A 23,605-nucleotide genomic window follows, 5' to 3' on the forward strand; every position below is an offset into this window, starting at 1 on the left:
CATGAGGACGGGCCGCCCGCACACCGGGCGGCCCGTCCGCGTTATCGGCGACCCGTCTCAGGACTGCTGGTCCGCCTTGTCCCGCAGCGCCTGCTCCACCGCCGCACGCACCCGCGCCTCCTCCTGCTGTGCGCGCCTGGCGCGCCCCCGCCGGACGAGGACGAACGCCGCCGCTCCCCCGCCGAGTACGAGGACCACGATCAGCAGGAGTGTCCAGGGAACGGCCCAGCCGTGGCCGGTGGTCCTGACGGGGGCGAGGGCGGTGGTGGAGCCGGCGGCGTCGGTGATGAGCGGGGTGACGGCGACGGTGGCGGTGAGCCGGAAGGCCGGGGTGACGTCGTGGACGGGGACCTTCACCTTCCAGTGCTCGCCGGGCAGCAGTTCCGGCGGCGCGTCGATGGTTCCGGCATCGGTGCTCAGCGTCCCGAAGGGACCGGTGAGGGTGACCTTCTGCTTCGCGGAGAGCAGCGCGTTGCCGGTGTTGTGGAGGTCGTAGGTCACCATGGCGTCGCCCTGGGCGAACGGATTGGCGGAGCCCCGGTAGTCGACGTGCACGTCCTCGACGGCGAGTTCGGGCCGCAGGGCGCCGCTGACACGCAGCTTGATCCGGATGCCGAGGCGCCGGTCGACGGCGATGCCCTCGGCGTCGTCGGACTGCTTGAGCGACGTCAGGATGCCGCCGACGTAGTCGCCGGGGGTCGCGTCGTGCGGGACCTTGACCGTGAAGGGGATCTCGGCGCTCCTGCCCGCGGCTATCCGGACGCTCTCCCTGTCGGCCTGGACCCAGGATCCGACGGAGCTGGACTTCTTTCCCTCGGTGAGGAGGTCGAGCTGGCCCTTCTCCGTCGTGAAGCCGTCGGCGGCGTAGACGGCGAGGCTCAGCGGTTCGGTGCCGTGATTGGCCACGACCAGGGCATCCTCGGCCTCACCGCCGGGGTTGACGGCGTAGCTGAAGCTCGACCGGTCCTCCCCGTAGTCGTTCGCGGCCGTCCGGACCGTCCAGGTGACGTCGCCCTCGGCCGCCCGGGCCTGCGGGGCGGCGAACGTGCCGGACACCAGGGCCGTGAGGAGGACGAGAAGTGCGGTGCGGACGAGGACGGCGATGGTGGTGCGGCGAGGTGGTGCCACTGCGTGCATGGGGTCTCTCTCGGAATGGCGGCGTGGCAGGCCGCGGCGAACCGGAGCCTGCCACGCCGGTGGTGCGGGGAGGGTCAGCTGCTCAGCGCGGTGATCGTGAGGGTGGCGCGGTAGCCGCCCTTCTGGACGGAGTCCGGGATCTTCAGATCCAGGTCGGCGCCCAGCTTGGCGGTGCCGCGGTCATGGCCCTGCGGCGCGGAGCCGAGGCCCCGGGAGAGGGACAGGCCGTCACCCTTGCCGTCGTAGCCGGAGGGGACCGCCGCACCGGCCTTGGCGCCGGCGCCCTGGTCGAGGATGTACGGCGACCAGCCGAGGTAGGAGCCCGCGAACGTCTTCCCGGCGTCCTTGAACTCGCTCACACCGGCCGAGACCGCCCACGGGGAGAGGGTGCGGCGGGTGTCCGACACGAGGATCGGGTTGATCTTGCCGGAGGCGGTGAAGTGGTCACCGTTCGCCTCCTTGGCGGTGCCGAGGTCCACCAGGCCGTTGTAGCCGTCGATGGTCCAGCCGAACTCGCCCGGGGCCGGCTTGGGCACGTTGACCTGGAGGGACTGGCCGTCACCGTTGTACGGGTGGACGCTCACCTTGTCGACGACCGAGCCGACGGGCTGGCCGGCGGTGGTGTTCTTGCACCAGTCGCCCTTGGAGACCTGGGAGTTGGGGGCGTCGCAGCTGCCGCTGCGGATGTTCTCCACGACCAGCTTCTCGTCCCGGACCTGGACCTTGACGTAGCTGCGGACGTGCTCCTGGTTCTGGACCGAGTTGTACCAGTAGCTGTCCGGGTTCAGCGGGTCGGCGCCGTTGCCCGCGCCGCTTGTGCCGCTGTTGTCGGGCGGGGTGATGTCGTAGTACTTCGAGCCCGAGGCCGAGTTGGCCGTGACGTAGAGGACGCCGCCGGGACCGGGGTAGACATCGGCCTGGCCGGGCTGCTCCTCGGGGTCGGCCTTCGCACCGTTCTTGATGAGGTAGCTGCGGGAATAGCTGTGGTCGTGGCCCTGGAGGACCATGTCGACGCCCAGCTCGGAGAAGGTCGTCGGGAAGTCGACCCGGCGGGCCTTGTTGTCCTTGTCCTTGGCGTGCGAGGCCGGGGAGTAGATGGAGTGGTGGTAGACGAGCACCTTCCACTTGGCCTCGGAGCCGTGCTGGTTGATGACGTCCGTGACGTACCGGGTGTGCGCCTCGTCGCCTCCGCCGCCCTGGGAGGTGTCGTAGCTGTTGCTGTTGAGGTCGATGAACAGCACATCCTTGTAGATGTACCAGTAGTTGCCGCCCGAGGTGTCGGACGCCGGGTCGCCGTTGGCGTAGAGCGCGTCCGAGTTGTCGGTGTTCGGCGTCGAGAAGTGCTGCTCGTACGCCTTGCCGCCGACGTCGTGGTTGCCGATGGTGGCCGCCCACGGGTACTGGCGCAGCTGGTCGGGCGCCAGGAAGGAGTCCCACTGGGACTCGTTGTTGGCGCTCTCGACCTGGTCGCCGCCGGAGACCAGGATCTCGGCCTTCGGGTTGGCCTTGGTGGCCACGTCCAGGGTGTCCTGCCAGCCGGCCTGGTCCTGCGCCAGGTCCCCGGAGGAGCCTATCTGCGGGTCGCCGAGGAACAGGAAGTCGTACTCGCCCTCGAAGTCCTGGGTCGCGAAGGCGTACGCCTTGGACCAGTTGCCCTCGGCACCGACGCGGTAGGAGTAGGCGGTGTTCTCCTTGAGGCCGGTGAGGGTGGCGTGGTGGTTGTAACCGTCGGATCCGGCCGTGTTCTTCGCGCCCAGGGCGTCGAAGGTGGCGGAGCCGGCGGGGAATTCGCCCCCGTCGAGCTGCGCGGTGGGCGCGAGCTGGACCTTCTGGGCGCTGCCGTCCGACGCGTACCAGTTGACGGTGCGCTGGGTCTCGTTCGCTCCGACGCCCAGGACGATGCCGGTGAGGGTGGAGGATTCCGCCGCGGCGGCGGTCGTGGCCTGCCCGCCCGCGAAGGCCACGGTCAGACCGAGGAGCGCGGCGGTGGTGCCGGTGGCCACACGGTGCCGCACAGGCCTTCTTCGGGCCTGCTGGGAGGAGTGCGTTCTCATGAAGTATCGATTCTTTTGTGTTCAAACGGTGGGCAAGAAGTGCACACTCGAAGGAGGGAACCAAACTCTCGGCACCCGGTGAACGGCGTGCGAATGCGGTCGGGGCTGCGGCTGAACATCGCCGCCCGCCTGCCGCCCGCCTGCGGTTCTACGACTCGGTGACGCGCTGGACGAACCAGGCAAGACCCATGGCGGCCACCGCCGCCGACAGGGCTCCGGTGACCCACCGGGCGGCCCGGGGTGAGCGCCGCCCGAGCAGCAGGAGAATCGGGAACAGTACGGCGATGAAGGCGAGTTGGACGGCCTCGATGCCGACGTTGAAGACCAGCAGGGACCACAGCAGGGTCCAGGACCACGCGGCATCGATACCCAGGGCGCCGGCGAAGCCGAGGCCGTGCACGAGGCCGAAGCAGAACACGACGCCGAGGCGGATCCACCCGGCACGGTCCAGGGCGAACCGGCTCCCGCCGGGCGCCCGGAGCTCCGCGACATGGTCGCCGCCCCCTCGGAAGCGCCACAGGTGCCAGCCCGCGACCACGGCGATGGACAGCGCGATGACGGGCTCCACCAGCGCCGCGGGGACGTCGACGAGACCCAGGGCGGCCAGCAGGAACGTCACCGAGTGGGCGAGGGTGAATCCGGTGGCGGCCAGGACGACTTCACGGGGCCGCCGGGATCCGGCGATGAGGGCGAGCAGGAACAGGATGTGGTCGGTGCCCGTCAGCAGGTGCTCGGCGCCGAGGCGGAAGAACTCCCAGAAGCGCTCGGGCCAGGACTGGCTGATCGAGAAGGCCGGGTGGCCGCTGTCGAGTGCGGCGCTGCCGGTACGGCCGTCGACGTCGTAGGTGACGATCGTCTTGGTCCCCTTGACGTAGCCCTCCTGGTCGGGGAAGAGGGCGCTGCGGATCTCGTGGTCGCCGGTGCCGTGTTCGGCGCAGGTCCAGTCGAGCGTGATCTGCGCGTAGGGCACGCCCTCCTCGGTGCCCATCCGGGTCCCACCGACGGGGGCGGGCTCGCAGTCGGGGCCGCCGGTGGTGACCGAGAACCGCTGGGTGACGTACTCGACGACGGTGGCGCGGTGGGCGTCGAGGGCCGCGGCCCGGGCGCGGGCGTCCCCGTTCTCGAACGCCTCGGTTCCGGCGCGGAAGAGGGGGTCGTCGGAGCCGGCGTCGGCGGCCGAGACGACGAGCAGGTCGTACTCCAGCTTCAGTTCGGTCCGCAGCGGCCCGTCACCGTCGGCGGTGACGTGCGCGTACACGGTGGAGGTGAAGCCATGGGCGGCTGCGGGTCCGACGAGGCCGAGCAAGAGAAGAACCGCCGTGGCGAGGACGAGCAGCAGACGGCGGACACGGTGCGACATGAGTCTCCTTGGGGTTGCCCGTGCACCGTGCTGGTTGTGGATGAACCACCGACGACTGGTCAGCGAACCATGAGAAAACAAACGTTCGAAAGCCGTCGGAACGATGGAGATCGTGTGGAACGGACGAGCAGGATGTGGGAAAAGCCGCCCCGCACCCGCCGCGCCCCGCTCCCCCGCCGGGCCGCCGCCACGCCCCCTCCCGGAGGACGATCGTCGTGCACCGCCCGCCCCTGGCCGCCGTACTGGTGACGGCCGCCGCCCTGCTCACCGGATGCGCTTCGGGCGACGACGACTGGTCGCGGCTGCGCCCGAGCCCCTCCGCCATCGGCGCGCTGGGTGCGGGATTCATCGGCCCGGACACGTCACCCGCACCGGAGTCGACGGTCACGCCGAGCCCGGGTTCCTGGTCCGAGGTACGGCCCGCGGCCGGCACCCGGGTCGTCCTGCTCGGCGCGGGCAGCGACCGCCCGACGAAGACCCTGGTGAAGGCGGTGAAGGCCTGGGCGGACGAGGCGGACGTGGACCTGCGGACCGAGACGGCGTCCGACGAAACCGACCTGCTGCCCGCCGTCATCCGAGCCGTCGACCTGCACCCGGACCTCGTCATCAGCGCGGGCAACGACCTCATCGACCCGCTGACGACGGTCAGCCCCAGCCATCTCGCCCAGGACTTCCTGGTCGTCGGGGCGGAGCTCGCCGAACCCACCGAGAACGTGACGGCGGTCGACTGGTCGGGGGCCTCGTACCGCGGGGAGGGGCTCGGCATGTCGTCGACGTACGACCCCGCCTCGTTCACCGAGGCCCGCTGCGCCGCCGCCGTCCGGGCGGGCACCGCGGCGGTGCTGACGGGGCACACGGGGATCGTGGTGTGGCTGGACGACTGAGGTCTCCTGCCGCCGCTCGACCCGACGTTTCGCTGACCGCTATCGGCTAGTCAGGGTACTTTTGCTCGCTTTTACGGTGTCCCTACAGACACTTTCCGTGATCCATGGCATCTCTTAGGCGATCAGGTGATCAGTACGACAATCATCTCGGCTTGAAGGAGCCCCAGCATGCGCATTTCCGCTTCCGTCCGCTCCCGCAGTGCCCGCACGGGCATCACGATGGCCGCCGCGGCTGCCTTCGCCGGCGTCACCCTGGCCGCCGCCCCCGCCGCCTACGCCCTGCCCGGGGACAGCGGTGACATCGACGTCGCGTCGGTCGGCTGGCACTCGCGTGGCGACCGCGACGGCGTCGAGGTCTGCAAGTTCGTGCTCAAGGCCAACAACTTCGAGTCCTTCCCCTCCGTCCCCTGGACGATCACCGCGCAGCCGCCGACCGTCCCTCCGGGCGACACGCTGCTGGGCACCCTTCCGCTCGTGAACGGCAAGGCCACCAGCCAGGAGTACCTGCTCCCCGAGGGCACGTACCAGCTGGTGTGGACGGTCCCGGCGGGCCCGAAGCAGAAGAGCTTCGAGGTCAACTGTGACCCTAGGCCCGGCCAGGGCGGCAGCCACGGTGACGGCAACGACCAGAGCTCGTCGGGTGCCGAGAAGTCGTGGGAGAAGCCGTCCGGCGCGGTGCCCGCCGGCGGTGGCGGCGTCCCGGACATGGAGAGCGTCAGCTCCGAGAGCGACTCGAACATCGGGGCATCGGCCGCGCTGGTCGCCGGCGCCGCCGGACTCGCGGGGCTGATCGTGGTGCGCCGATCCGCACGCCGCCGTGCCCGCAACGAGGCATAACCCGCGCGGCCGACGGCGACGACGAGGGCCGACTCGTGCGTGCCGGCTCACGATGACCCTGAGCGTGACCTTCTCGCTGGTGACCGGCATCGTGTGGGCGAGTTCCGACTCGCCCGAGGACGCCTCGTCGGTCACCGCCGCCCGCGGCAGCGACGCCGCGGGCGGCGGGGCCCCGCCGTTCCGCAGGGCACCGCACAAGCCGCAGGAGAAGGTACCCGCCTCGCACGCACCACTGGTCCACTCCCGGCCGGTGAAGGTCGCCATCCCCGCGATCTACATCGAGGCCCCGGTCGTGGGCCTCGCCCTCGACAAGAAGGGCCGACTCGGCGCCCCACCGCTGAACAAGCCCAAGCAGGTGGGGTGGTTCCAGAAGGGCCCCTCCCCCGGCGAGGCGGGAACCTCGCTGCTCGTCGGCCACCGCGACACCGCGACGGGGCCCGCGATCTTCCTCAATCTCAACGCCCTGCGACGCGGAGACACGGTGACGGTCACCCGGGCGGACAGGAAGACCGCGGTCTTCACCGTCGACGAGATGAAGACCTACACGAAGGACAAGTTCCCCGACGACAAGGTGTACGGGGCGACGGGCCGGCCCGAACTCCGGCTGCTGACCTGCGGAGGGCGCTTCGACAAGAAGGCCGGCTACTCGGCCAACGTGGTCGTCTTCGCCCACCTCACCTCACTCAAGAAGAAGGCGGCCTGACACCGCCACGGGCTCCGGCTGGTACCTCGGGGGCAGAGGTACCAGCCGTCCGTGCTTCTCCGGCGGACACCTTCGCCGGACTCCCGCCTCCCACTACCCGCCGACCCGCAGGCCGTCGAGAAGAACAGTCAGTACGGAGCGGTGACCGCGCGCGGGATCAGGCTCAACTCCCAGCACACATCCCTGCACCGCCACGGCCCCCGTCAATTGCAGCACGTCCTGCCAGGCGAGATCCCGGCGAAGGCACCCGTCATCCTGGGCGCGCTCGATGACCTTGTGGACAAGACCCAGGAGCTCGTGGCGCCGCTCGGCGATGACAGGCCCGCCGTGCTGGTCCAGGGAACCGGACAGCCCTGTGTTCTGCACGGTGCGCATGGCCAGGCCGGTGAACAGCATCGAGAAGCCTTCCCAGGCGTCGTCGGAGCGCAGAGCCCGGTGTGCGGTGTCGATCAGTTCGGTGAGGATGTCGCCCAGCACGGCTGCCATGAGCTGGTCACGTTCGGGGTAGCGCCGATAGACGGTGCCCACACCGACGCCGGCCTGCCGCGCGATCTCGTGATAGCTCACGTCCAGCCCGTGGGATGCGACGGCGCGGCGCGCTGCCTCCAGAACACGCGCGGCATTGCGCTGTGCGTCGACGCGCAGGGGCATCACCGCTGCCTCCTGGGTCGCTACAGGTTGCTCTGCATTCATCCCCCCACCCTAGCCAAAAATGGACAACGCCTGTCCGCTTCCCTACGCTGAAGAGAAACGGACAGACCTTGTCCGCTTGGGAGCGTTTCGGAGGTGCGGAGCATGGCCACCCGCGTATGGCTGATCACCGGAGCATCCGGCGGTCTGGGCTGGGCACTGGTCAGTGAGGTTCTGGGCGCAGGCGAGCGAGTGATCGCGGCGTCGCGCAACGACAGTCCGCTGCGGCCACTGGCCACGGCCCACCCGGGACGCCTGCTCACCGTGAGCGCGGACATCACCGACGCCGACGCACTCCGGCAGGCTGTCGACGGCGCGACAGGGCAGTTCGGCCGCCTCGACGTAGTCGTCAACAACGCCGGGTACGCGCTGGCGGGCCCGTTTGAGGAACTGGACGACACGGATCTGCGCGCCCAGTTCGAAGTGAACTTCTTCGCCACCGTCAACGTCCTGCGTGCCGCCCTGCCGTACCTGCGTGAGGCGAAAGCGGGCCGGGTGCTGCAGATCAGCTCGTTGGCGGGGCAGATCGGTGCCCCCGGGATGAGTGCCTACACGGCAAGCAAGCACGCCCTCGAAGGTCTGAGCGTCTCACTGGCCGCCGAACTTTCGCCCCTGGGTATCCGGACGACCATCGTGGAACCCGGAGCGGCCCGCACCGGCTTCCGCGCCGACTGGGCGAGTCGGCTGCCCACCGGCGGAGCCATCCCCGACTACCGTCCGGCGCACGAAGCGCTGGCACGATCCGCAGGTGCGGGAGGCCAGATCGGCGACCCCGCCCGCATGGCCAAGGCACTTGTGGCCCTCGCCGACATGCAACGCCCCCCGCTGCGATTGCCTCTGGGCAGCGACGCCCTCGCCGGCATCGAGAAGAGCCGCGGCGACCAGCTTGAAGAGCTACGCCAGTTCGCGCTCCTGAGCGCGTCCACCGACCACCCTGATGGATTCTGATATGCGCGAGCACCACACCACAGCTCCCCTCGCCGTCGTCACCGGCGGCAGCGAGGGCCTTGGACTCGCCATCGCCGACGCCCTCGCCGCCGACGGAGCGAACCTGATCCTCGTCGCCCGCAACCGCGACAAGCTCCAGGCCGCCGCCGAGGAACTGGGCCGGCACGGCACCACGGTGCACACCGTGTCCGCGGACCTCTCCGCTCCGGACGCCCCCGCACAGGTCGCCGCGCAGGTCGGACACCTTTCCGACCGGGTCGACACTCTCGTCAACAACGTCGGCATCGCGCACTTCGCCTTACTGCGGGACACCACCATCGAGGCCATGAACTCGATGTGGCACCTCAACGTCCAAGTGCCGCTGCTGCTGAGCCAGCACATGCTTCCCGCCCTCCTGAACGGCCACGGAAGCATCATCAACATCAGCAGCTACTGGGCCCACAAGATGGCCGCCGGCCGTCATTCAGCCGCCTACTCCGCCACCCGCGGAGCGCTCAACTCCATGACCCGGGCGCTGGCCAACGAACTCGGCCCCCAAGGAATCCGCGTCAACGCGATCGCCCCTGGGGCCGTCCACACACCCACCTACGAACGCTCCTACCTCTCACCCATGACCACGGAGCAGCGCACCGCACACGACCAGCAGATCGAGGACTCCTACCCCCTGGGACGCCTGGGGACCACCCAGGACATCGCCACCGCGGCCGCCTACCTCGCCTCGGCCCGGTGGACGACCGGCACCGTCCTCGCCGTCGACGGCGGCCTCACCGTCCGCTGAAACCCCGTACGGGTGACAACAACAGATGCGTCGCATACGGGGGCGGGGTAACCGTTACGTTGCCGGCATGCCGCTCCCGAAGGACCTCGACCCGTACGCCAATCCCCGCGCCTTCTACGGCGCCGAGCTGCGCCGCCTGCGCGAGGCGGCGGGGCTGTCGCAGAACGAGCTGGGTGAGCGGGTGTTCTGCTCCGGTGCGTACATCGGCATGTTCGAGGCGGCTGAGCGGCGGCCGCAGGTGGAGATCTCGCGCGGGCTGGACGAGTTGCTGGGCAGCGGCGAACACCTCCAGCGGCTGTGCCGGCTGGCGCGGACGTCGAAGGTGGCGGGGTACTTCGCGGACGCGGCGGAGCTCCAGTTGCAGGCCTCGTTCATCGGAAGCTTCTCCTCGATGCTCGTGCACGGCCTCGTGCAGACCGAGTCCTACGCGCGAGCACTCACCCGGTCCGCTCACCCGTTCGCCGACCAAGACCTCATCGAGGGGCACGTCCGCACCAGGATGGAGCGGACGTCGCTCCTCGACTCGTCCTCTGCGCCCGTGCTCTGGCTGGTGGTTCACGAAGCCGCCCTGCTCGTGCCCGTAGGCGGAAACGCCGTGATGGCCGAGCAGCTCAACCACCTGGTCGAACAGACCGCATCCCGCCCCAGGCTCATCACTCAGGTGCTCCCGTTCTCCGCCGGGGCCCATCCCCTTCTCCATGCACCGATGACACTGATGCAGTTCCCGGAGGCTCCGGCTGTCGTGTATGCGGAGTCTGCGTACAGCGGCCAACTCATCGAAGAACCCGTACTGGTGGAGCAACGCAGCGCCGCTTACGATCTGGTCAGGGCTGCCGCGCTGTCGCCGGAGGCGTCCCTTGACCGGATCGCCTCGGCGGCGAAGGAGTTCCTCACGCCATGACGACCACGCCTGATCTGAGCACAGCTGTCTGGCGCAAGGCGTCGTACAGCAATGGCGACGGAGGCGAGTGCGTCGAAATCGCTGACGGCGTCCCCGGCCTCGTGCCCGTACGCGACAGCAAGACCCCCGACAGCGCCGCGCTCACCTTCTCCGCCGTGCGCTGGTCCCAGTTCGTCGACGCGCTGAGGTGCGGCTCCCTCTGAGAGTGCGCCTCACTCCTGGCCGGGAGGACGCCGCTGGACGTTCACCGTCACCTGGACGCCACCGGCGACGGCACCACCCGCGACTCCGACGGCCGCTGCGGCCTCGGCGTGGCCGGTGAGCGCCAGGACGACCGTGGCGACGGCCGAGCACAGGCCGGTGGCGGCCGTGAGCCAGGCCGGGACCCGTGCGTCCCCTCCGGGTACCGCCGGAGGGCGGGTGCTGGATGTCATCGGGGCGTCTCCCCTCGCAACCGGTCGTTTCCGGGCGTCCCCGACGGCAGCGGACGGCCCAGCCTCGCGCCGACGGCCTGTTCCAGGGTGAGGCCGTCCGAGGCTTCGGCCGGTTCCAGGAACCCGTGGATCACCGCGAGGGCGACCGTGCCCATCAGCGAGCTCTCCCGTTCCTGGTCGACGACCCGGGCCTGCGGGTCGCCGATGGAACGCAGGATCATGCCGTCCGTGGCGGCGGACAGGGCGTTCGCGAGATCGTCGAGGTCGAGTCCCGCGCGCAACCGCAGGCCCCGTGCCTGGAGGACTTCGGCGTACACCTGTTTCCAGGAGGAGAGGTAACCCCGGTACGTCTCGGCGAGTGCCCGCTGGACCGTGTCGTCGCCGTCGGCGAGCGCCATCAGGACGAGGCTGAGCCGGACGGACGGCATGCGGGCGCTCTCCGCCGTGTGCTGGTAGGCCGTCTCGTGGACGGCCCCCACGAAGTCCTCGCCGGCCACCAGCCTCCGGATGGTGGCCGCCCGCTGCTTCAGATAGCCGGGATGGTAATTCGCGGGCCACATGGCGAAGTTGATCAGATCGGCGACGAAGTCCGAGTGCGAGCGCCAGGTGGTCCGCAGCCTCGGTACACCGCCCCGGGAGGTGAACGGGGGCGGGTTCTCGGCGACGGCCGCCGCGACCGCCCGCTGGGACAGGAATCCCAGCAGCGGACGTTCAAGTGCGTGCGTGTTGCCGGCGGCAGCACCGCGTAAGGCGTCCGGCCCCAGGTGCTGCTGGATCAGCCGCATGCCCGCGGCCAGGTAGCCGGCGGTGCTCAGACTGTTGGCGAGCTTCTTCCGGCCGGTGGCCGTGATCCTGCTGAGGTGCCGCAGGACATGGGAGATGTCCTGGTCGTAGGGGTAGGGCAGCTGCGCCTTGTGCGAGATGTGCGGCTCGTTGGAGTTGTTCACCACTCGATGCTGGCGTCATGCCCCGGTCAGGCGCCAGGTGCGCACCTGCGCGAAGTTTCCCGGCGCCCGCCGACGTTCGGAGCTTGCCGGTTTCGGCGGCGACACGCCGGCTCCGGGGGGCTTTCGATGTCCTCAAGTGGGGCCACGGCCCTGGCGGCGGGGACGCGGGCCTCACGGCTCAGCTACCGCGCACATGCAGGCCGAACCCCTTGCGCCCCGGCGCCTCCAGGCCCTCCTTCAGCCGCAGTGACGGGATCTCGTAGTCGCCGAAGTTCTGGCGCCGGAACGCGATCGGCTCGGTCGTCTCCAGCGTCAGCAGCCGCTCCTCCCATGCCTTCGCGGCGTCCTCGAAGGCACCGCCGGTGATCTTGTCGGTGCCGTACAGCACGAACGGCGGCAGCACTTCCACGCCCGGGTAGTACAGGATTCCGTGGTGGATCGGGAAAAGCAGGTCCTCGATCGGGCCGTTGATCCCGCGGTCGGTGTAGTGGGACTCCTGGCCCCCGACGGTCACCGACAGGATCGCCCGACGGCCCCGCAGCGTGCCCTCGCCGAAGCGTTCGCCGTACCGCGTCTCGTCGTGCACGCCGACTCCGTACGCGAAGTGGAAGGAGAACACCCGGTCCACCCAGCCCTTGAGGATCGCCGGCATCGTGTACCACCACATCGGGAACTGGAAGATCACCGTGTCGGCCCACAGCAGCTTCTCCTGCTCGGCGGCCACGTCGGGCGTGAGCGCGCCGGCGTCGTACGCACCGGCCGAACTCGGCGCCACCCGCAGCGGGTTCGTGGCGTGCTCGCCGAAGTCCGCCGCGTCCACCACGGCCTTCCAGTTCATCGCGTACAGGTCGCTCACCCGCACCTCGTGCCCGGCGGCTTCGAGCGTGGACACGGCGATGTCCTTGAGCGAGCCGTTCAGCGAGCGCGGCTCGGGGTGGGCGTGGACGATGAGTGCCTTCATGGCTGTTCCCTTCGACGATCCGAGAGTTCGAAAGTTCGGCATCCGGGCAGTGCGACACGGTGTGTCACCACAGATGCTCGGTCGCCGGGGGCGCGTCGTACAGGGGCGGCCTCTTCCGTCGGACCGGACTTCCTGGTATCGCCAGGACCACCCTCACGTGCCCGGCCGAGGCCCATACTGTGGACATGGACGACCTTGCGGGCTTCCTGCGGATCCGGCGTTCCCGGGTCGACCCGGCCTCCGTCGGCATCACAGCCGACAGCCGCCGCCGGGTCGAAGGGCTGCGCCGCGAGGAGGTCGCGCACCTGTCCGGAGTCAGCGTCGACTACTACGTACGCCTTGAGCAGGGCCGCGCGACCCAGCCGTCCGGGCAGATCCTCGACGCGCTCGCCCGTGTTCTCGGCCTCGACGAGACCGAACGCGGGCACCTCCACCGGCTCGCGCGGCAGCGCCGCCGCCGGGCGAAGGCGCCCGGCGGGCGGGTCCGGCCGGAGCTGCTGCGTGTCCTCGGCCTGATCGCCGACGCGCCCGCGCTGATCATGGACCATCGCCTTGACGTGCTGGCCGGGAACCGCCTCGCCGGGTCCCTCTACGGCCGGCCTGTACCGGGCATGAACACCGCGCGGCACATCTTCCTCGACGAGGCCGAGCGCGGCCTCTACGTGGACTGGGAGACGTGCACCCTCGACGTCGTCGGGCACCTGCGGCTGGCTGCCGGCAAGTACCCCGATGATCCTGGACTGGCCTCGCTCATCGGCGAGTTGGCGATGGGTAGCGAGCGCTTCCGCCGCCTCTGGGCCCGCGCGGACGTGCGGGCCCGCACCCATGGTCGTAAGGCGTACATGCACCCGCTGGTCGGGCTGCTGGAGCTGCACCAGGAGAACTTCGCTCTGCCGGGCGAATCAGGCATGGAACTGCTGGTGCTGTCCGCGCCCCCCGGCAGCCCCGCCGAGGACAGGCTGCGCCTGCTCGCGAGCCTGGGCGCGGACAGCTCTGACGCGCAGCCGACGGTGCACGCCCAGGTCCGCGAGTGACGCAGCGGCGCCCACCCGAGGGCGCGCCGCGGCCCTCGCGGACTACATCGCCAAGGGCGACCCCAACGGCCGGGGGGCTGCCCGAGTGGCCCGTACGCCATCCCGGTTCACCGACGGTCATGGAGGTGGGTGAGCGCTACGGACCGATACGGGTCGCCTCGGCCCCCAGGCCCGCCACCCGTCAGAGGATGGCGTCGAAGAGGCGCTCCGGCAGGGCCACGTTCAGCGCTGTCACCACCGGCTTGCCGTGTTCTGTGCCCAGGCGTGAGACCGCGCCCGTGGCGAGTTGGAAGAGTTCGCCGCTTGCCGGTGTCAGCCGGAGGTAGCGCGCGGTCAGGACGCGCAGGAAGTGGGAGTGGGCGACCAGCGCGATGTCCGCCTCGCCCAGCCGGGAGGCCGCTGCCTTGACCTCTGCCAGGATGCGGTCCGCCCGGTCGCCGACCTCCTGGGGGCTCTCCCCCGGGTGCTCCGCGGGGCCGGGGGCGACGCCGTCGGTCCAGAGGTTCCAGTCGGGGCGGGTGCGGCGGATGTCGACCGTGGCGATGCCCTCGTACGCCCCGTAGTCCCACTCCCGCAGGTCCGGAGTCTCGCGGGGCGCGGTCAGGCCCGCCAGTTCGGCTGTGCGGCGGGCGCGGAGGTAGGGGCTGACCAGGGTGAGCCCGATCTCGCGTTCGGCGAGAAGTGGTACGAGGGCGCGGGCCTGGCGCTCCCCGAGCTCGGTGAGGGGCAGGTCGGTCCAGCTCGTGTGCTGCCCGGACCGTGACCACTCGGTCTCGCCGTGCCGGATCAGGATCAACTCGCCCATGGGATGCTTCCGCTCTCTGCGCCGTGCTGCTCGTTCATGCGTGCCACTGGGGCAACCTGTCTGCCCACGATCGCATTCCGTCCGGTCCTGCGCGGGGCGGCTCGCCCCTGCGGCAGCTCTCGGAGCCGGCCGGCGCAGGGTGGTGACCTGGGACATGGCGGGCCACGACGGCGAGCGGCGAGTATGAGCCGATGCGCATCTCCGAGACGGACCATTCCGGCCACGGCCACGGTCCCACGCTGGCACAGCTCCTCGCGCTGGTCGCCGACGGGACGCTCGACGTCGTCGTGGCACCCTGCGGCACCCATGTGCCGGTGTCCGACGTGGTGCTGCACGACCCGGGCGAGGAGAGGGACGAAGAGGCCTGGGCCGCCACCGGGCTGGTCCTGCTCGCGGTCGGGGTCGAGGCCGCATCGCCCGATGCGGTCGACGTGCTGCGCGCCGCGGACCGTGCGGGAGCCGCGGCCGTGGTGATGCGGCGCGGCGCCCGGGGGCCCAGGACTGCCCTGCTGGAGGCGGCCGAGCGGGGACGTACGGCCTTGCTGACCCGAGGGCCCGGGCAGGGGTGGACCGATGTGCTCGGGCGGTTGCGGACGGCTCTGGTGCACAGCGTCCCGGGCCGGTCCGTGGGTTCGGCCGGGGTGGACGGGCTGCGGCTGGGCGATCTGTCGGGTCTGGCCAACACGGTGGCGGACCTCGTCGGCGGCGCCATCACGATCGAGGACCCGCAGTCGCGGGTCCTGGCGTACTCGCGCATGGACCACGAGCCCGATCCGATGCGCAGGCTCACCATCCTCGGCCAGGAGGTGCCCCGCTGGCGGGTCGTCGAACTGCGCGAGAGCGGCTTCTTCCAGGCCCTGTGGAACACCGACGACGTGGTGCGGCTCCCCGCCGACGAGCGGTACGCCGAGCGGCTGGCCATCGCGGTGCGGCACGGATCCGAGGTGCTCGGCTCGATCTGGGCCGCCGCCGACGGGCGGCCCCTGGCGGAGGACGCGGTGGCGGCGCTCACGACGGCGGGCCGTGCCGCGGTCCCGCATCTGTCGCACCACAGGACATGGGGCCGGGCCGCCGCCTGGGCGCGCGAAGGCGCGGTGCACGCGCTACTGGCGGGCAGCACGCAGGCTGCGCACGACGTCGGGATCGCGCGGGACCGGCCGCACGCCGTGATGGTGGCGGAGGCGTACGACGGCCGGGACGCGTACGACGGCCGGGAGACCGTGCCGGGCGACGCCGGGCAGCGGGTGCTCGACGTTCTCGCGTTGCAGGCCGCCGCCTACCGTCCGGGATGTGTGACCGCGCGGTCGGGGCAGCGGCTGTACGCCGTGGTGCCGGCCCTGGACGGTGAGACGGACCCCGCGCGCACGCTGCTGGCGGCGGTCCCCTCGGTGCCGGGAAGCGGAGTGCCGGGAAGCGGACCGGCAGGAGGTGGACCGGCAGGAGGTGGACTGCCCGGAAGCACGGCCCCCGGAGGTCCTGCCCCGCCAGGCGTGGTCTTCGCCGGTGCCGGACCCGTCGTGGCTGACCTGGCGCAGCTGCCCGCATCCCGCGACGCGGCGGAGCTGGTGGTACGGGTGCTGAGGGAGCGGGCCACCCGACTGCCGGCTGCCCCGGCCGGGTCGGCGGTGGCGTCGTACGAGGAGGTGGCGGCCGATGCGGCGGTGCTGCGCCTGCTCGACCGGGTGGATCCGCTGTGGGGGGCGATGCAGGGTCCGGTGCACGCGATGGTGGAGCACGACCGGGCACACGGCTCGCGGTACGGCGATTCGGTCACCGCGTATCTGGACGCCTTCGGTGACACGGCCGCTGCCGCGCGGCGCCTCAATGTGCACCCCAACACGCTGCGGTACCGGCTGCGCCGGGCCAGGGAGCTGTTCGGCGTGGACCTGGCCGATCCTGCCGTGCGGCTCCTGGCGGACGTCGGACTGCGCCTGGGCCGACGTACCGGGTGAGCACGGGCAGGACGACGGACACCACGCCATCATGATCATTAAGTTGTGCGGCCGGACAGGTATCACGGCCAGGCCTGGTGGTGGCTGACGAAGACGTGCCGGGCCTCGCGCACCGAAGCTGTTCACGACGGCCCGCGACCGGACGAGCGCGGGTCACTACGGCCCGCGACCCGATGAGCGCGGGCACGAGCGACCTCACGTAGGAGTGTGTTTCAGGTGACATCCGGTTCGGCCCCTCGACGCGAGCGTGCCCGCGAGGCGGCGCTCGCCCGCGCCGTCGATGAGGGCCTGCTCGGCCCCGGCTCGCCCCTGGTCGGTCTGCTCGACGTCGACGGGGTGCTGGCAGCGGTGGACGCGCTGAACGCGGCGTTCGACGGGCCGGCCACGGTCCAGCACACGTTCGCGGCCAAGGCGTGCGGCCTGGTGCCGGTCCTGCGGCTGCTCGCCGAGGCCGGTATGGGCTGCGAGGTGGCATCGCCCGGCGAGCTGGAGCAGGCGCTGGCAGCCGGGTTCAGCCCCGACCGGCTGGTCTTCGACAGCCCCGCGAAGACGGTCGAGGAGCTGGAGTACGCGCTGGAGCACGGCATCGCGATCAACCTGGACAACTTCCAGGAACTGGAGCGCGTCGACCGCCTGCTCGCCGGCCGCGAGCCGGCCGGCCCTGTCGGACTGCGGGTGAACCCCCAGGTCGGAGCGGGCGCCATCGGGGCGATGAGTACCGCGACCGCGACGTCCAAGTTCGGCGTCGCCCTACGCGACCCGGGGGCCGTGGACGCGGTGATCGACGCCTTCACCCGGCGCCCCTGGCTCAACCGCCTGCACGCGCACGTCGGCTCCCAGGGCTGCCCTCTGCCGCTCATCGCCCAGGGGGTCAGCGCCGCGTACGACCTCGCGGAGCGGATCAACGAGCAGCTGGGCCACGCCCGGATCACCGGCCTGGACATCGGCGGCGGCCTGCCCGTCAACTTCGACAGCGAGGACGACCGCCCCACGTACGCCGACTACGTCGCCGAGCTGCGCGAAGCCGCCCCGGGGCTCTTCGACGGCCGCTACACCCTCGTCACCGAGTTCGGCCGCTCGCTGCTGGCGAAGAGCGGCACCATCGCCTCGGTCGTCGAGTACACCAAGTCCGCCGGCGGCCGGCAGATCGCGGTCACCCACGCCGGAGCCCAGGTGGCCACCCGCACGGTGTTCATGCCGGACGCCTGGCCCCTGCGGGTCGGTGTGTTCGACGCCGCGGGCCGTCCCAAGGAGGGGCTGCTCCAGGTCGTGGACATCGCGGGGCCGTGCTGCTTCGCCGGTGACCTGACCGCGACGGCACGCGAACTCCCGGCGATCGAGCCCGGGGACGTGGTGGCGTTGTACGACACCGGGGCGTACTACTTCTCCTCCCACTTTTCGTACAATTCGCTACCCAGGCCCGCCGTATACGGTTATCGCACGAATTCCCTCGGGCAGGTTCGCCTCGCCATGGTCCGCGAGGCCCAGAGCGTGCGCGAAGTCGTCGAGGAGAGTGGCCTCTCCCACGCGGACGCCCTCGTGGCGCTGTGCGCGGACGGCCCGGAGCAAGGAACGAAGAAGGAGGTGGCGGGGTGAAGCGTGTCCTCATATCCGCCGACATGGAAGGGGCGACGGGCACCGTCTCCCCCGCGGACGTCGCGGCGGGAACACCGCGCTACGAGCGTTTTCGCCGCTTGCTCACCCAGGACGTCAACGCCGCCGTCGCCGGGTTCGCCGACGCCGGCGCGGACGAGATCGTCGTCAACGACGCGCACTGCGGCATGGACAACGTCCTCATCGAGGAACTCGACCCGCGCGCGGTCCTGATCGTCGGCCGGCACAAGCCCCTCGGCATGATGGAAGGGCTGGAGGACGGCATCGACGCGGTGGCGTTCGTCGGCTACCACACCGGCGCGGGCGAGCAGGGTGTCCTCGCGCACACCTACCTCTCGCACAGCATCCTCGGCGTCCGCATCGACGGCGATCCCGTCGGCGAGGGCCACTTCAACGCCCTGGTCGCCGCCGAGGCCGGCGTGCCGGTCGTTCTCGTCACCGGCGACGACGTGACCTGCCGCGAGGCGACCACATACGCACCGGGCTGCCGGACCGTCACCGTGAAGAGGGCGATCTCCCGGCACGCGGCCGTCTGCCGCACCCCGGCCGTCACGACGGCCGACATCCGCCGCGAGGCCGCCGAGGCCCTCTCGGCACCCCCACCACGCCCCACCCTGCGTCCCGCACCGCACACGGTGGAGGTCGACGTGGACAGCCCGCACCTCGCAGACCGGGCGAGCGCGCTGTCCGGAGTCGAACTGTCCGGCCCCCGGACCATCCGCACGAACGCCCCTGACGCCGTGACGGCACTGCGCCGCTTCCGGGCGCTCAGCTGGGTGATCGGCGGCGGTCGCGAGGGTGACTGGACCTGAGGACACGGCGGCCCGGCGGCCCGGATCCCTGCCGCCCGGCCGCGGCTTCTCGACGGCGCCCGCACCGCCACGAGGGGTTTCCACCTCCCTTTACGCCGTTGGCTTGTACGCCGTTGCCCATGACTGGAGCTGCCATGACTTCTTCCGCACCACAGAGAGAACCGCAGAAAGAACCGCGGAAGGCACCGCGGAAAGCACCGCAGGGAGAACCGCAGGCGGAACCGCGGAGCGCCCAACCCGAGCTCAGCCGATCCCTGCGCAACCGCCACATGTCGATGATCGCGATCGGAGGGGCGATCGGCGCCGGGCTGTTCGTGGGCAGCGGATCCGTGATCAAGACGGCGGGGCCCGCCGCGATCGTCTCCTACTGCCTGGCCGGCGCGCTCGTGCTGTGCACCATGCGGATGCTCGGCGAGATGGTCGTGGCGAAGCCGTCATCGGGCTCCTTCGCCGACTACGCCCGCACCGCCATCGGGCCGTGGGCGGGCTTCACCATCGGATGGCTGTACTGGTACTACTACGTCATCATCGTGGCCGTGGAGGCCGTCGCGGGCGCCGCGATCCTGCACGCGTGGATCGGGCTGCCGCTCTGGGTGCTGGCCATGGGTCTGATGGTCGTGATGACCGCGACCAACCTGCTCTCGGTGAAGTCGTTCGGCGAGTTCGAGTTCTGGTTCTCCTCCGTCAAGGTCGCCGCGATCGTGGCCTTCCTGATCGTCGGCGGTCTCTACGTCTTCGGCGGCTGGCCGGGCTCGTCCTTCGACTTCTCCAACCTGACCGCGCACGGCGGCTTCGCACCGAACGGGTTCACGGCGATCTTCTCCGCGATCGTCGTGGTCATCTTCGCGTTCGGCGGAGCCGAGATCGTCACCATCGCCGCCGCCGAGAGCAAGGAGCCCGAGCGTTCGGTGGCCCGTGCCACCACCGGGATCATCTGGCGGATCATCCTGTTCTACGTCGGCTCGATCGTCCTGGTGGTCACCATCGTGCCGTGGGACAGCGCCAAGGTCCTGGCCAGCCCGTACGTCGCGGCCTGGAACATCATCGAGCTGCCCGGTGCGGGCGTCGTGATGGACGTCGTCATCCTCACGGCGGTCCTGAGCGTGCTCAACTCCTCGGTCTACGTCTCCTCGCGGATGCTGCGGGCGCTCGCCACCCATGGGGACGCCCCCGCCTGGCTGGTGGCGACGAACAAGCGCCGGGTACCCGCCCGCGCGATCCTCGCCGGAACGGTCGTCGGCTGGATCTCGGTGCTCCTGGCCTATCTGTCCCCGGACACCGTCTTCACCTATCTCGTGAACTCGTCCGGCGCCGTCGCCATCTTCATGTACCTCATGATCGGTGCGTCCCAGCTGCGCATGCGGCGCCGCCTGGAGCGTGAGGAGCCCGAGCGGCTGACCCTGCGTATGTGGCTCTTCCCGTACCTCACCTGGGTGGTCATGGCCGGCTTCGCGGCGGTGCTGGTGGCCATGGCCGTCATCGCCGACCAGCGCACCCAGCTGATGACCAGCCTGGGCAGTCTGGCTGTCGTCCTCGTCGCCTACGCGATCCGCAGGGCACGTGGGAACAGCCCGGCACCTGCCGAGGAAGCGCCGGTGCCCGCGGCACCCACCCGCTGACACCACCGAGCACCGGACCGCCCGCCCCTGCTGTCAGGGGCGGGCGGTCCGGTGCTCGTTCGGCGGTTGTCAGGCCTGCTCGCCCACCACCGTGACCGTGTACGGCCGGTCCGTGTCCGCCGTGACGCGGACCTCGCCGCCCTCGCGGACCACCTCGTACGTCGCGGCCACCGCGCCCGTGCGGTCGGGGACGGTCACCGTACGGGTGAAGTCGCCCGTGCCCGCCGGGGCGAACACACGGAGTTCCAGGTCGTCGAGCCACTCGCCGTCCGGGCGGCTCTCGTCCGCGCCGAGCGCCAGGACAGCGCCCTGGCGGACCAGCAGTGGCAGGCTGTCGAAGCCGTGGGTCTCCTGGCGCCAGACCGGGCCGGTGACCGTGTCGCCCGTCAGCAGGTGGGTCCAGGTGCCCTCGGGCACGTAGTACTCGACCTGGCCGTCGTCGGTGAAGACCGGGGCTACGAGGACGTCCGGCCCCAGCAGGTACTCGCGGTCCGCCGTGCGGGCCGTCGGGTCGTCCGGGAACTCCAGCAGCAGGGGACGCATCGTGGGGACGCCCGTGCGGTGCGCCTCGACGGCGGCGCCGTACAGGTACGGCATGAGGCGGTGCTTGAGACGGGTGAACTGCCGGGCCACGTCCACCGCCTCGTCACCGAACTCCCACGGCACGCGGTACGACGAGGAGCCGTGCAGCCGGCTGTGCGAGGAGAGCAGCCCGAAGGCGAGCCAGCGCTTGAAGACCGCCGGGTCCGGGGTGCCCTCGAAGCCACCGATGTCGTGGCTCCAGAAGCCGAAGCCGGACAGCGACAGGGAGAGACCGCCGCGCAGCGACTCGGCCATGGCCTCGAAGGAGGACCAGCAGTCGCCGCCCCAGTGCACCGGGTACTGCTGGCCGCCCGCGGTGGCCGAGCGGGCGAAGAGGACTGCCTCGCCCTGGCCGCGCTCGTTCTCCAGGAGCTCGAAGACGGCCTGGTTGAAGAGGTGCGTGTAGTAGTTGTGCATGCGTTCCTGGTCGGAGCCGTCGTGCCAGACGACGTCCGTCGGGATGCGCTCGCCGAAGTCGGTCTTGAAGCCGTCGACGCCCTGGTCGAGGAGGCCCTTGAGCTTGCTCCGGAACCAGGCCGTGGCCTCGGGGTTGGTGAAGTCCACCAGCGCCATGCCGGCCTGCCACTTGTCCCACTGCCAGACGTCGCCGTCGGGGGTGAGGACGAAGTAGCCCTCGCGCACCCCTTCTTCGTACAGGGCGCTCTTCTGCCCGATGTACGGGTTGATCCAGACGCAGATCTTCAGGCCCTTGTCCTTGAGCCGGGCGATCATGCCCTCCGGGTCGGGGAAGACCGCCGGGTCCCACTCGAAGTCGCACCACTGGTACTCGCGCATCCAGAAGCAGTCGAAGTGGAAGACGCTGAGCGGGATTCCGCGCTCGGCCATGCCGTCGACGAAGGAGGTGACGGTGGCCTCGTCGTAGGACGTGGTGAAGGAGGTGGTCAGCCAGAGGCCGAACGACCACGCCGGAGGGAGGGCGGGGAGGCCGGTGAGGGCCGCGTAGCGGGAGAGGACGTCCTTCGGGGTGGGGCCCGCGATGACGAAGTACTCAAGCGTCTGGTCCTCGACGCTGAACTGCACCTGTCCCACGGCCTCGGAGCCGACCTCGAAGGAGACCTTGCCGGGGTGGTTGACGAAGACGCCGTAGCCGCGCGAGGAGAGATAGAACGGGATGTTCTTGTAGGCCTGTTCACTGCTGGTGCCGCCGTCGGCCTGCCAGATGTCGACGGTCTGGCCGTTCTTCACGTACGGCGTGAAGCGCTCGCCCAGACCGTGGACGGTCTCGCCGACGCCCAGGGCGAGTTGGGCGAACATGTGGTGGCTGTTGTCGTCGTCGACGGTGGCGAACGCGCTGCCCTTGCGGCCGGCGGACGTCAGGAGCCGGCCGTCCCCGTCGAGGAACTCCAGGCCGAAGGCGCCTTCGGTGGGCAGCCGCAGGGTGAGTGGGCCGCTGGTCAGCTCGGCGGCCGCGCCCCGGGTACGGGTCGTGGCGACGGGTCCGGTGGCGGCGCCCGGGAGTTCGAAGTCGGGGCCCTTGCGGCGCTTGCCGGCGTGGTGGGTCAGACGCACCGCGATGACGCCATCGGCGGGGGCGTGGGCCTCCACGGTGATCAGCGGAGCGTTCAGAGTGTCGCCGCGGCGCTCGACGCGCTTGACGGCGGCGTAGGCGGCGAGGCGGTCGTCGTCGAGGCGGATGTCGCGGACTTCAGTGGCGTAGGAGGCATGCACACCACTGCGCATCTGCCAGAAGCCGTCGGTGAACTTCATGGGGGTCCGTTCCTGTGGGGTCCTGATTTTGATCGTACACAAAACAAAATGTTTTTCGAAGCGCTTCGACGATGGCCGGAAAGGCTCCGGAACCCACCCTTCCGGGAGCCGAAAGGCGCCCCGGAGTCCGCCATGATTCCCCTATGTGACGCGCATGTCACAGACATGGTCTAGAAACAAACGCCACGATGCCGTATTAGTACTGTCAGCCAACAAATCGGTCGGACGGCAGCGCAGCCGCCGGCCCATGTCGACAAGAGGCAGCACGATGTCGAACCGCTTCACCCCCACCCCCGCGGACAGGTTCACCTTCGGTCTGTGGACCGTGGGATGGCGTGGGAATGACCCGTTCGGTGACGCGACGCGTCCGGCGCTCGATCCGGTGGAGTCGGTGGAGCGGCTCGCGGAGCTCGGTGCGCACGGTGTGACGTTCCATGACGACGACCTGATCCCGTTCGGGTCCTCCGAGGCGGAGCGTGCCCGGCTGATCGGCCGGTTCAAGGACGCGTTGGAGCGCACCGGGATGAAGGTCCCGATGGCCACGACGAACCTGTTCACCCACCCGGTGTTCAAGGACGGCGGGTTCACCTCCAACGACCGTGACGTGCGGCGCTTCGCGTTGCGGAAGGTCATCCGCAACATCGATCTGGCCGCCGAGCTCGGCGCGAGGACGTATGTGGCCTGGGGCGGGCGTGAGGGCGCGGAGTCCGGCGGTGCCAAGGACGTGCGCGTGGCTCTGGACCGGATGAAGGAGGCCTTCGACCTGCTGGGCGACTACGTCACCGAGCAGGGCTACGACCTGCGGTTCGCGATCGAGCCCAAGCC

General features: G+C 70.5%; 22 protein-coding genes. 13 read left to right on the forward strand and 9 right to left on the reverse strand.

What is annotated here, in order from left to right:
- Positions 1-57: 57 nt before the first annotated feature.
- From AB0C75_RS27425 to AB0C75_RS27435, 3 genes are all read right to left on the reverse strand, one after another.
- Positions 58-1,137, reverse strand: a complete 1,080-nt coding sequence (locus tag AB0C75_RS27425; protein ID WP_362894384.1) for a DUF916 domain-containing protein — start codon at positions 1,135-1,137, stop codon at positions 58-60.
- A 74-nt stretch (positions 1,138-1,211) separates the two neighbouring features.
- Positions 1,212-3,191 carry a metallophosphoesterase family protein gene (locus AB0C75_RS27430; RefSeq protein ID WP_362894385.1) on the reverse strand — a complete coding sequence of 660 codons (1,980 nt, stop codon included), beginning with the start codon at positions 3,189-3,191 and terminating at the stop codon, positions 1,212-1,214.
- Positions 3,192-3,339: 148 nt separating this feature from the next.
- Complete coding sequence (locus tag AB0C75_RS27435; RefSeq protein ID WP_362894386.1) at positions 3,340-4,551, reverse strand: HupE/UreJ family protein; 1,212 nt, start codon at positions 4,549-4,551, stop codon at positions 3,340-3,342.
- Between the two features lie 215 nt (positions 4,552-4,766).
- Between AB0C75_RS27435 and AB0C75_RS27440 the strand changes: the two genes are divergently transcribed.
- From AB0C75_RS27440 to AB0C75_RS27450, 3 genes are all read left to right on the forward strand, one after another.
- Entirely contained in the window at positions 4,767-5,435 is a 669-nt protein-coding gene (locus AB0C75_RS27440) for a hypothetical protein (RefSeq protein ID WP_362894387.1), read from the forward strand.
- Between the two features lie 168 nt (positions 5,436-5,603).
- Positions 5,604-6,272 (forward strand): hypothetical protein, encoded by a 669-nt coding sequence (locus AB0C75_RS27445; protein ID WP_362894388.1) that lies wholly within the window; start codon positions 5,604-5,606, stop codon positions 6,270-6,272.
- A 52-nt stretch (positions 6,273-6,324) separates the two neighbouring features.
- Complete coding sequence (locus AB0C75_RS27450; protein WP_362894389.1) at positions 6,325-6,975, forward strand: class F sortase; 651 nt, start codon at positions 6,325-6,327, stop codon at positions 6,973-6,975.
- Positions 6,976-7,068: 93 nt separating this feature from the next.
- On the opposite strand, the gene AB0C75_RS27455 is transcribed toward AB0C75_RS27450, so the two are convergent.
- Positions 7,069-7,668 (reverse strand): TetR/AcrR family transcriptional regulator, encoded by a 600-nt coding sequence (locus AB0C75_RS27455; RefSeq protein ID WP_362894390.1) that lies wholly within the window; start codon positions 7,666-7,668, stop codon positions 7,069-7,071.
- Positions 7,669-7,770: 102 nt separating this feature from the next.
- On the opposite strand from AB0C75_RS27455, the gene AB0C75_RS27460 reads away from it, so the two are divergent.
- The 4 genes from AB0C75_RS27460 to AB0C75_RS27475 all read left to right on the forward strand — a co-directional run bounded on the left by AB0C75_RS27460 (position 7,771) and on the right by AB0C75_RS27475 (position 10,495).
- Entirely contained in the window at positions 7,771-8,613 is an 843-nt protein-coding gene (locus AB0C75_RS27460) for an SDR family oxidoreductase (protein ID WP_362894391.1), read from the forward strand.
- A gap of 1 nt (position 8,614) precedes the next feature.
- Entirely contained in the window at positions 8,615-9,391 is a 777-nt protein-coding gene (locus AB0C75_RS27465; protein ID WP_362894392.1) for an SDR family oxidoreductase, read from the forward strand.
- A 67-nt stretch (positions 9,392-9,458) separates the two neighbouring features.
- Positions 9,459-10,292, forward strand: a complete 834-nt coding sequence (locus AB0C75_RS27470) for a helix-turn-helix transcriptional regulator (RefSeq protein WP_362894393.1) — start codon at positions 9,459-9,461, stop codon at positions 10,290-10,292.
- Positions 10,289-10,495, forward strand: a complete 207-nt coding sequence (locus tag AB0C75_RS27475; protein ID WP_362894394.1) for a DUF397 domain-containing protein — start codon at positions 10,289-10,291, stop codon at positions 10,493-10,495. Before AB0C75_RS27470 ends, AB0C75_RS27475 begins: the two co-directional genes overlap by 4 nt.
- A 9-nt stretch (positions 10,496-10,504) precedes the next feature.
- On the opposite strand, the gene AB0C75_RS27480 is transcribed toward AB0C75_RS27475, so the two are convergent.
- The 3 genes from AB0C75_RS27480 to AB0C75_RS27490 form a co-directional block, all read right to left on the reverse strand.
- Positions 10,505-10,726 (reverse strand): hypothetical protein, encoded by a 222-nt coding sequence (locus tag AB0C75_RS27480; protein ID WP_362894395.1) that lies wholly within the window; start codon positions 10,724-10,726, stop codon positions 10,505-10,507.
- The gene (locus AB0C75_RS27485) at positions 10,723-11,673 is read right to left on the reverse strand and encodes a hypothetical protein (protein WP_362894396.1); all 951 of its coding nucleotides are present in this window, start codon (positions 11,671-11,673) and stop codon (positions 10,723-10,725) included. Before AB0C75_RS27485 ends, AB0C75_RS27480 begins: the two co-directional genes overlap by 4 nt.
- Positions 11,674-11,851: 178 nt before the next feature.
- Positions 11,852-12,634, reverse strand: a complete 783-nt coding sequence (locus tag AB0C75_RS27490) for an NAD(P)H-dependent oxidoreductase (RefSeq protein WP_362894397.1) — start codon at positions 12,632-12,634, stop codon at positions 11,852-11,854.
- A 185-nt stretch (positions 12,635-12,819) separates the two neighbouring features.
- Here AB0C75_RS27490 and AB0C75_RS27495 point away from each other — a divergent pair, with 185 nt between their 5' ends.
- On the forward strand, positions 12,820-13,668 hold the full coding sequence (locus AB0C75_RS27495) for a helix-turn-helix transcriptional regulator (protein ID WP_362894398.1): 849 nt from the start codon (positions 12,820-12,822) through the stop codon (positions 13,666-13,668).
- 181 nt (positions 13,669-13,849) lie between these two features.
- Here the strand turns inward: AB0C75_RS27495 and AB0C75_RS27500 are convergent, their stop codons facing one another.
- Entirely contained in the window at positions 13,850-14,473 is a 624-nt protein-coding gene (locus AB0C75_RS27500) for a histidine phosphatase family protein (RefSeq protein WP_362894399.1), read from the reverse strand.
- Between the two features lie 191 nt (positions 14,474-14,664).
- Here AB0C75_RS27500 and AB0C75_RS27505 point away from each other — a divergent pair, with 191 nt between their 5' ends.
- The 4 genes from AB0C75_RS27505 to AB0C75_RS27520 all read left to right on the forward strand — a co-directional run bounded on the left by AB0C75_RS27505 (position 14,665) and on the right by AB0C75_RS27520 (position 20,470).
- Positions 14,665-16,425: a helix-turn-helix domain-containing protein gene (locus AB0C75_RS27505; protein WP_362894400.1), complete on the forward strand. Its 1,761-nt coding sequence runs from the start codon at positions 14,665-14,667 to the stop codon at positions 16,423-16,425.
- A gap of 216 nt (positions 16,426-16,641) precedes the next feature.
- Positions 16,642-18,021: a diaminopimelate decarboxylase gene (locus AB0C75_RS27510; RefSeq protein WP_362894401.1), complete on the forward strand. Its 1,380-nt coding sequence runs from the start codon at positions 16,642-16,644 to the stop codon at positions 18,019-18,021.
- Positions 18,018-18,851, forward strand: coding sequence for a M55 family metallopeptidase (locus tag AB0C75_RS27515; RefSeq protein ID WP_362894402.1), 834 nt, complete (start codon positions 18,018-18,020; stop codon positions 18,849-18,851). The genes AB0C75_RS27510 and AB0C75_RS27515 overlap by 4 nt, the downstream gene beginning before the upstream one ends.
- Before the next feature lie 269 nt (positions 18,852-19,120).
- A complete protein-coding gene (locus AB0C75_RS27520) occupies positions 19,121-20,470 on the forward strand; it encodes an amino acid permease (RefSeq protein WP_362894403.1) in 1,350 nt (449 codons plus the stop codon).
- 69 nt (positions 20,471-20,539) lie between these two features.
- On the opposite strand, the gene yicI is transcribed toward AB0C75_RS27520, so the two are convergent.
- Positions 20,540-22,780: an alpha-xylosidase gene (gene yicI / locus AB0C75_RS27525; RefSeq protein WP_362894404.1), complete on the reverse strand. Its 2,241-nt coding sequence runs from the start codon at positions 22,778-22,780 to the stop codon at positions 20,540-20,542.
- 268 nt (positions 22,781-23,048) lie between these two features.
- Here yicI and AB0C75_RS27530 point away from each other — a divergent pair.
- Positions 23,049-23,605: TIM barrel protein (locus AB0C75_RS27530; RefSeq protein WP_362894405.1), on the forward strand; the 557-nt coding region annotated here is incomplete at its 3' end.

Origin of the sequence: Streptomyces sp. NPDC048565 (genome assembly GCF_040650935.1) — a bacterium.
In the GTDB taxonomy this organism is placed as follows: domain Bacteria; phylum Actinomycetota; class Actinomycetes; order Streptomycetales; family Streptomycetaceae; genus Streptomyces.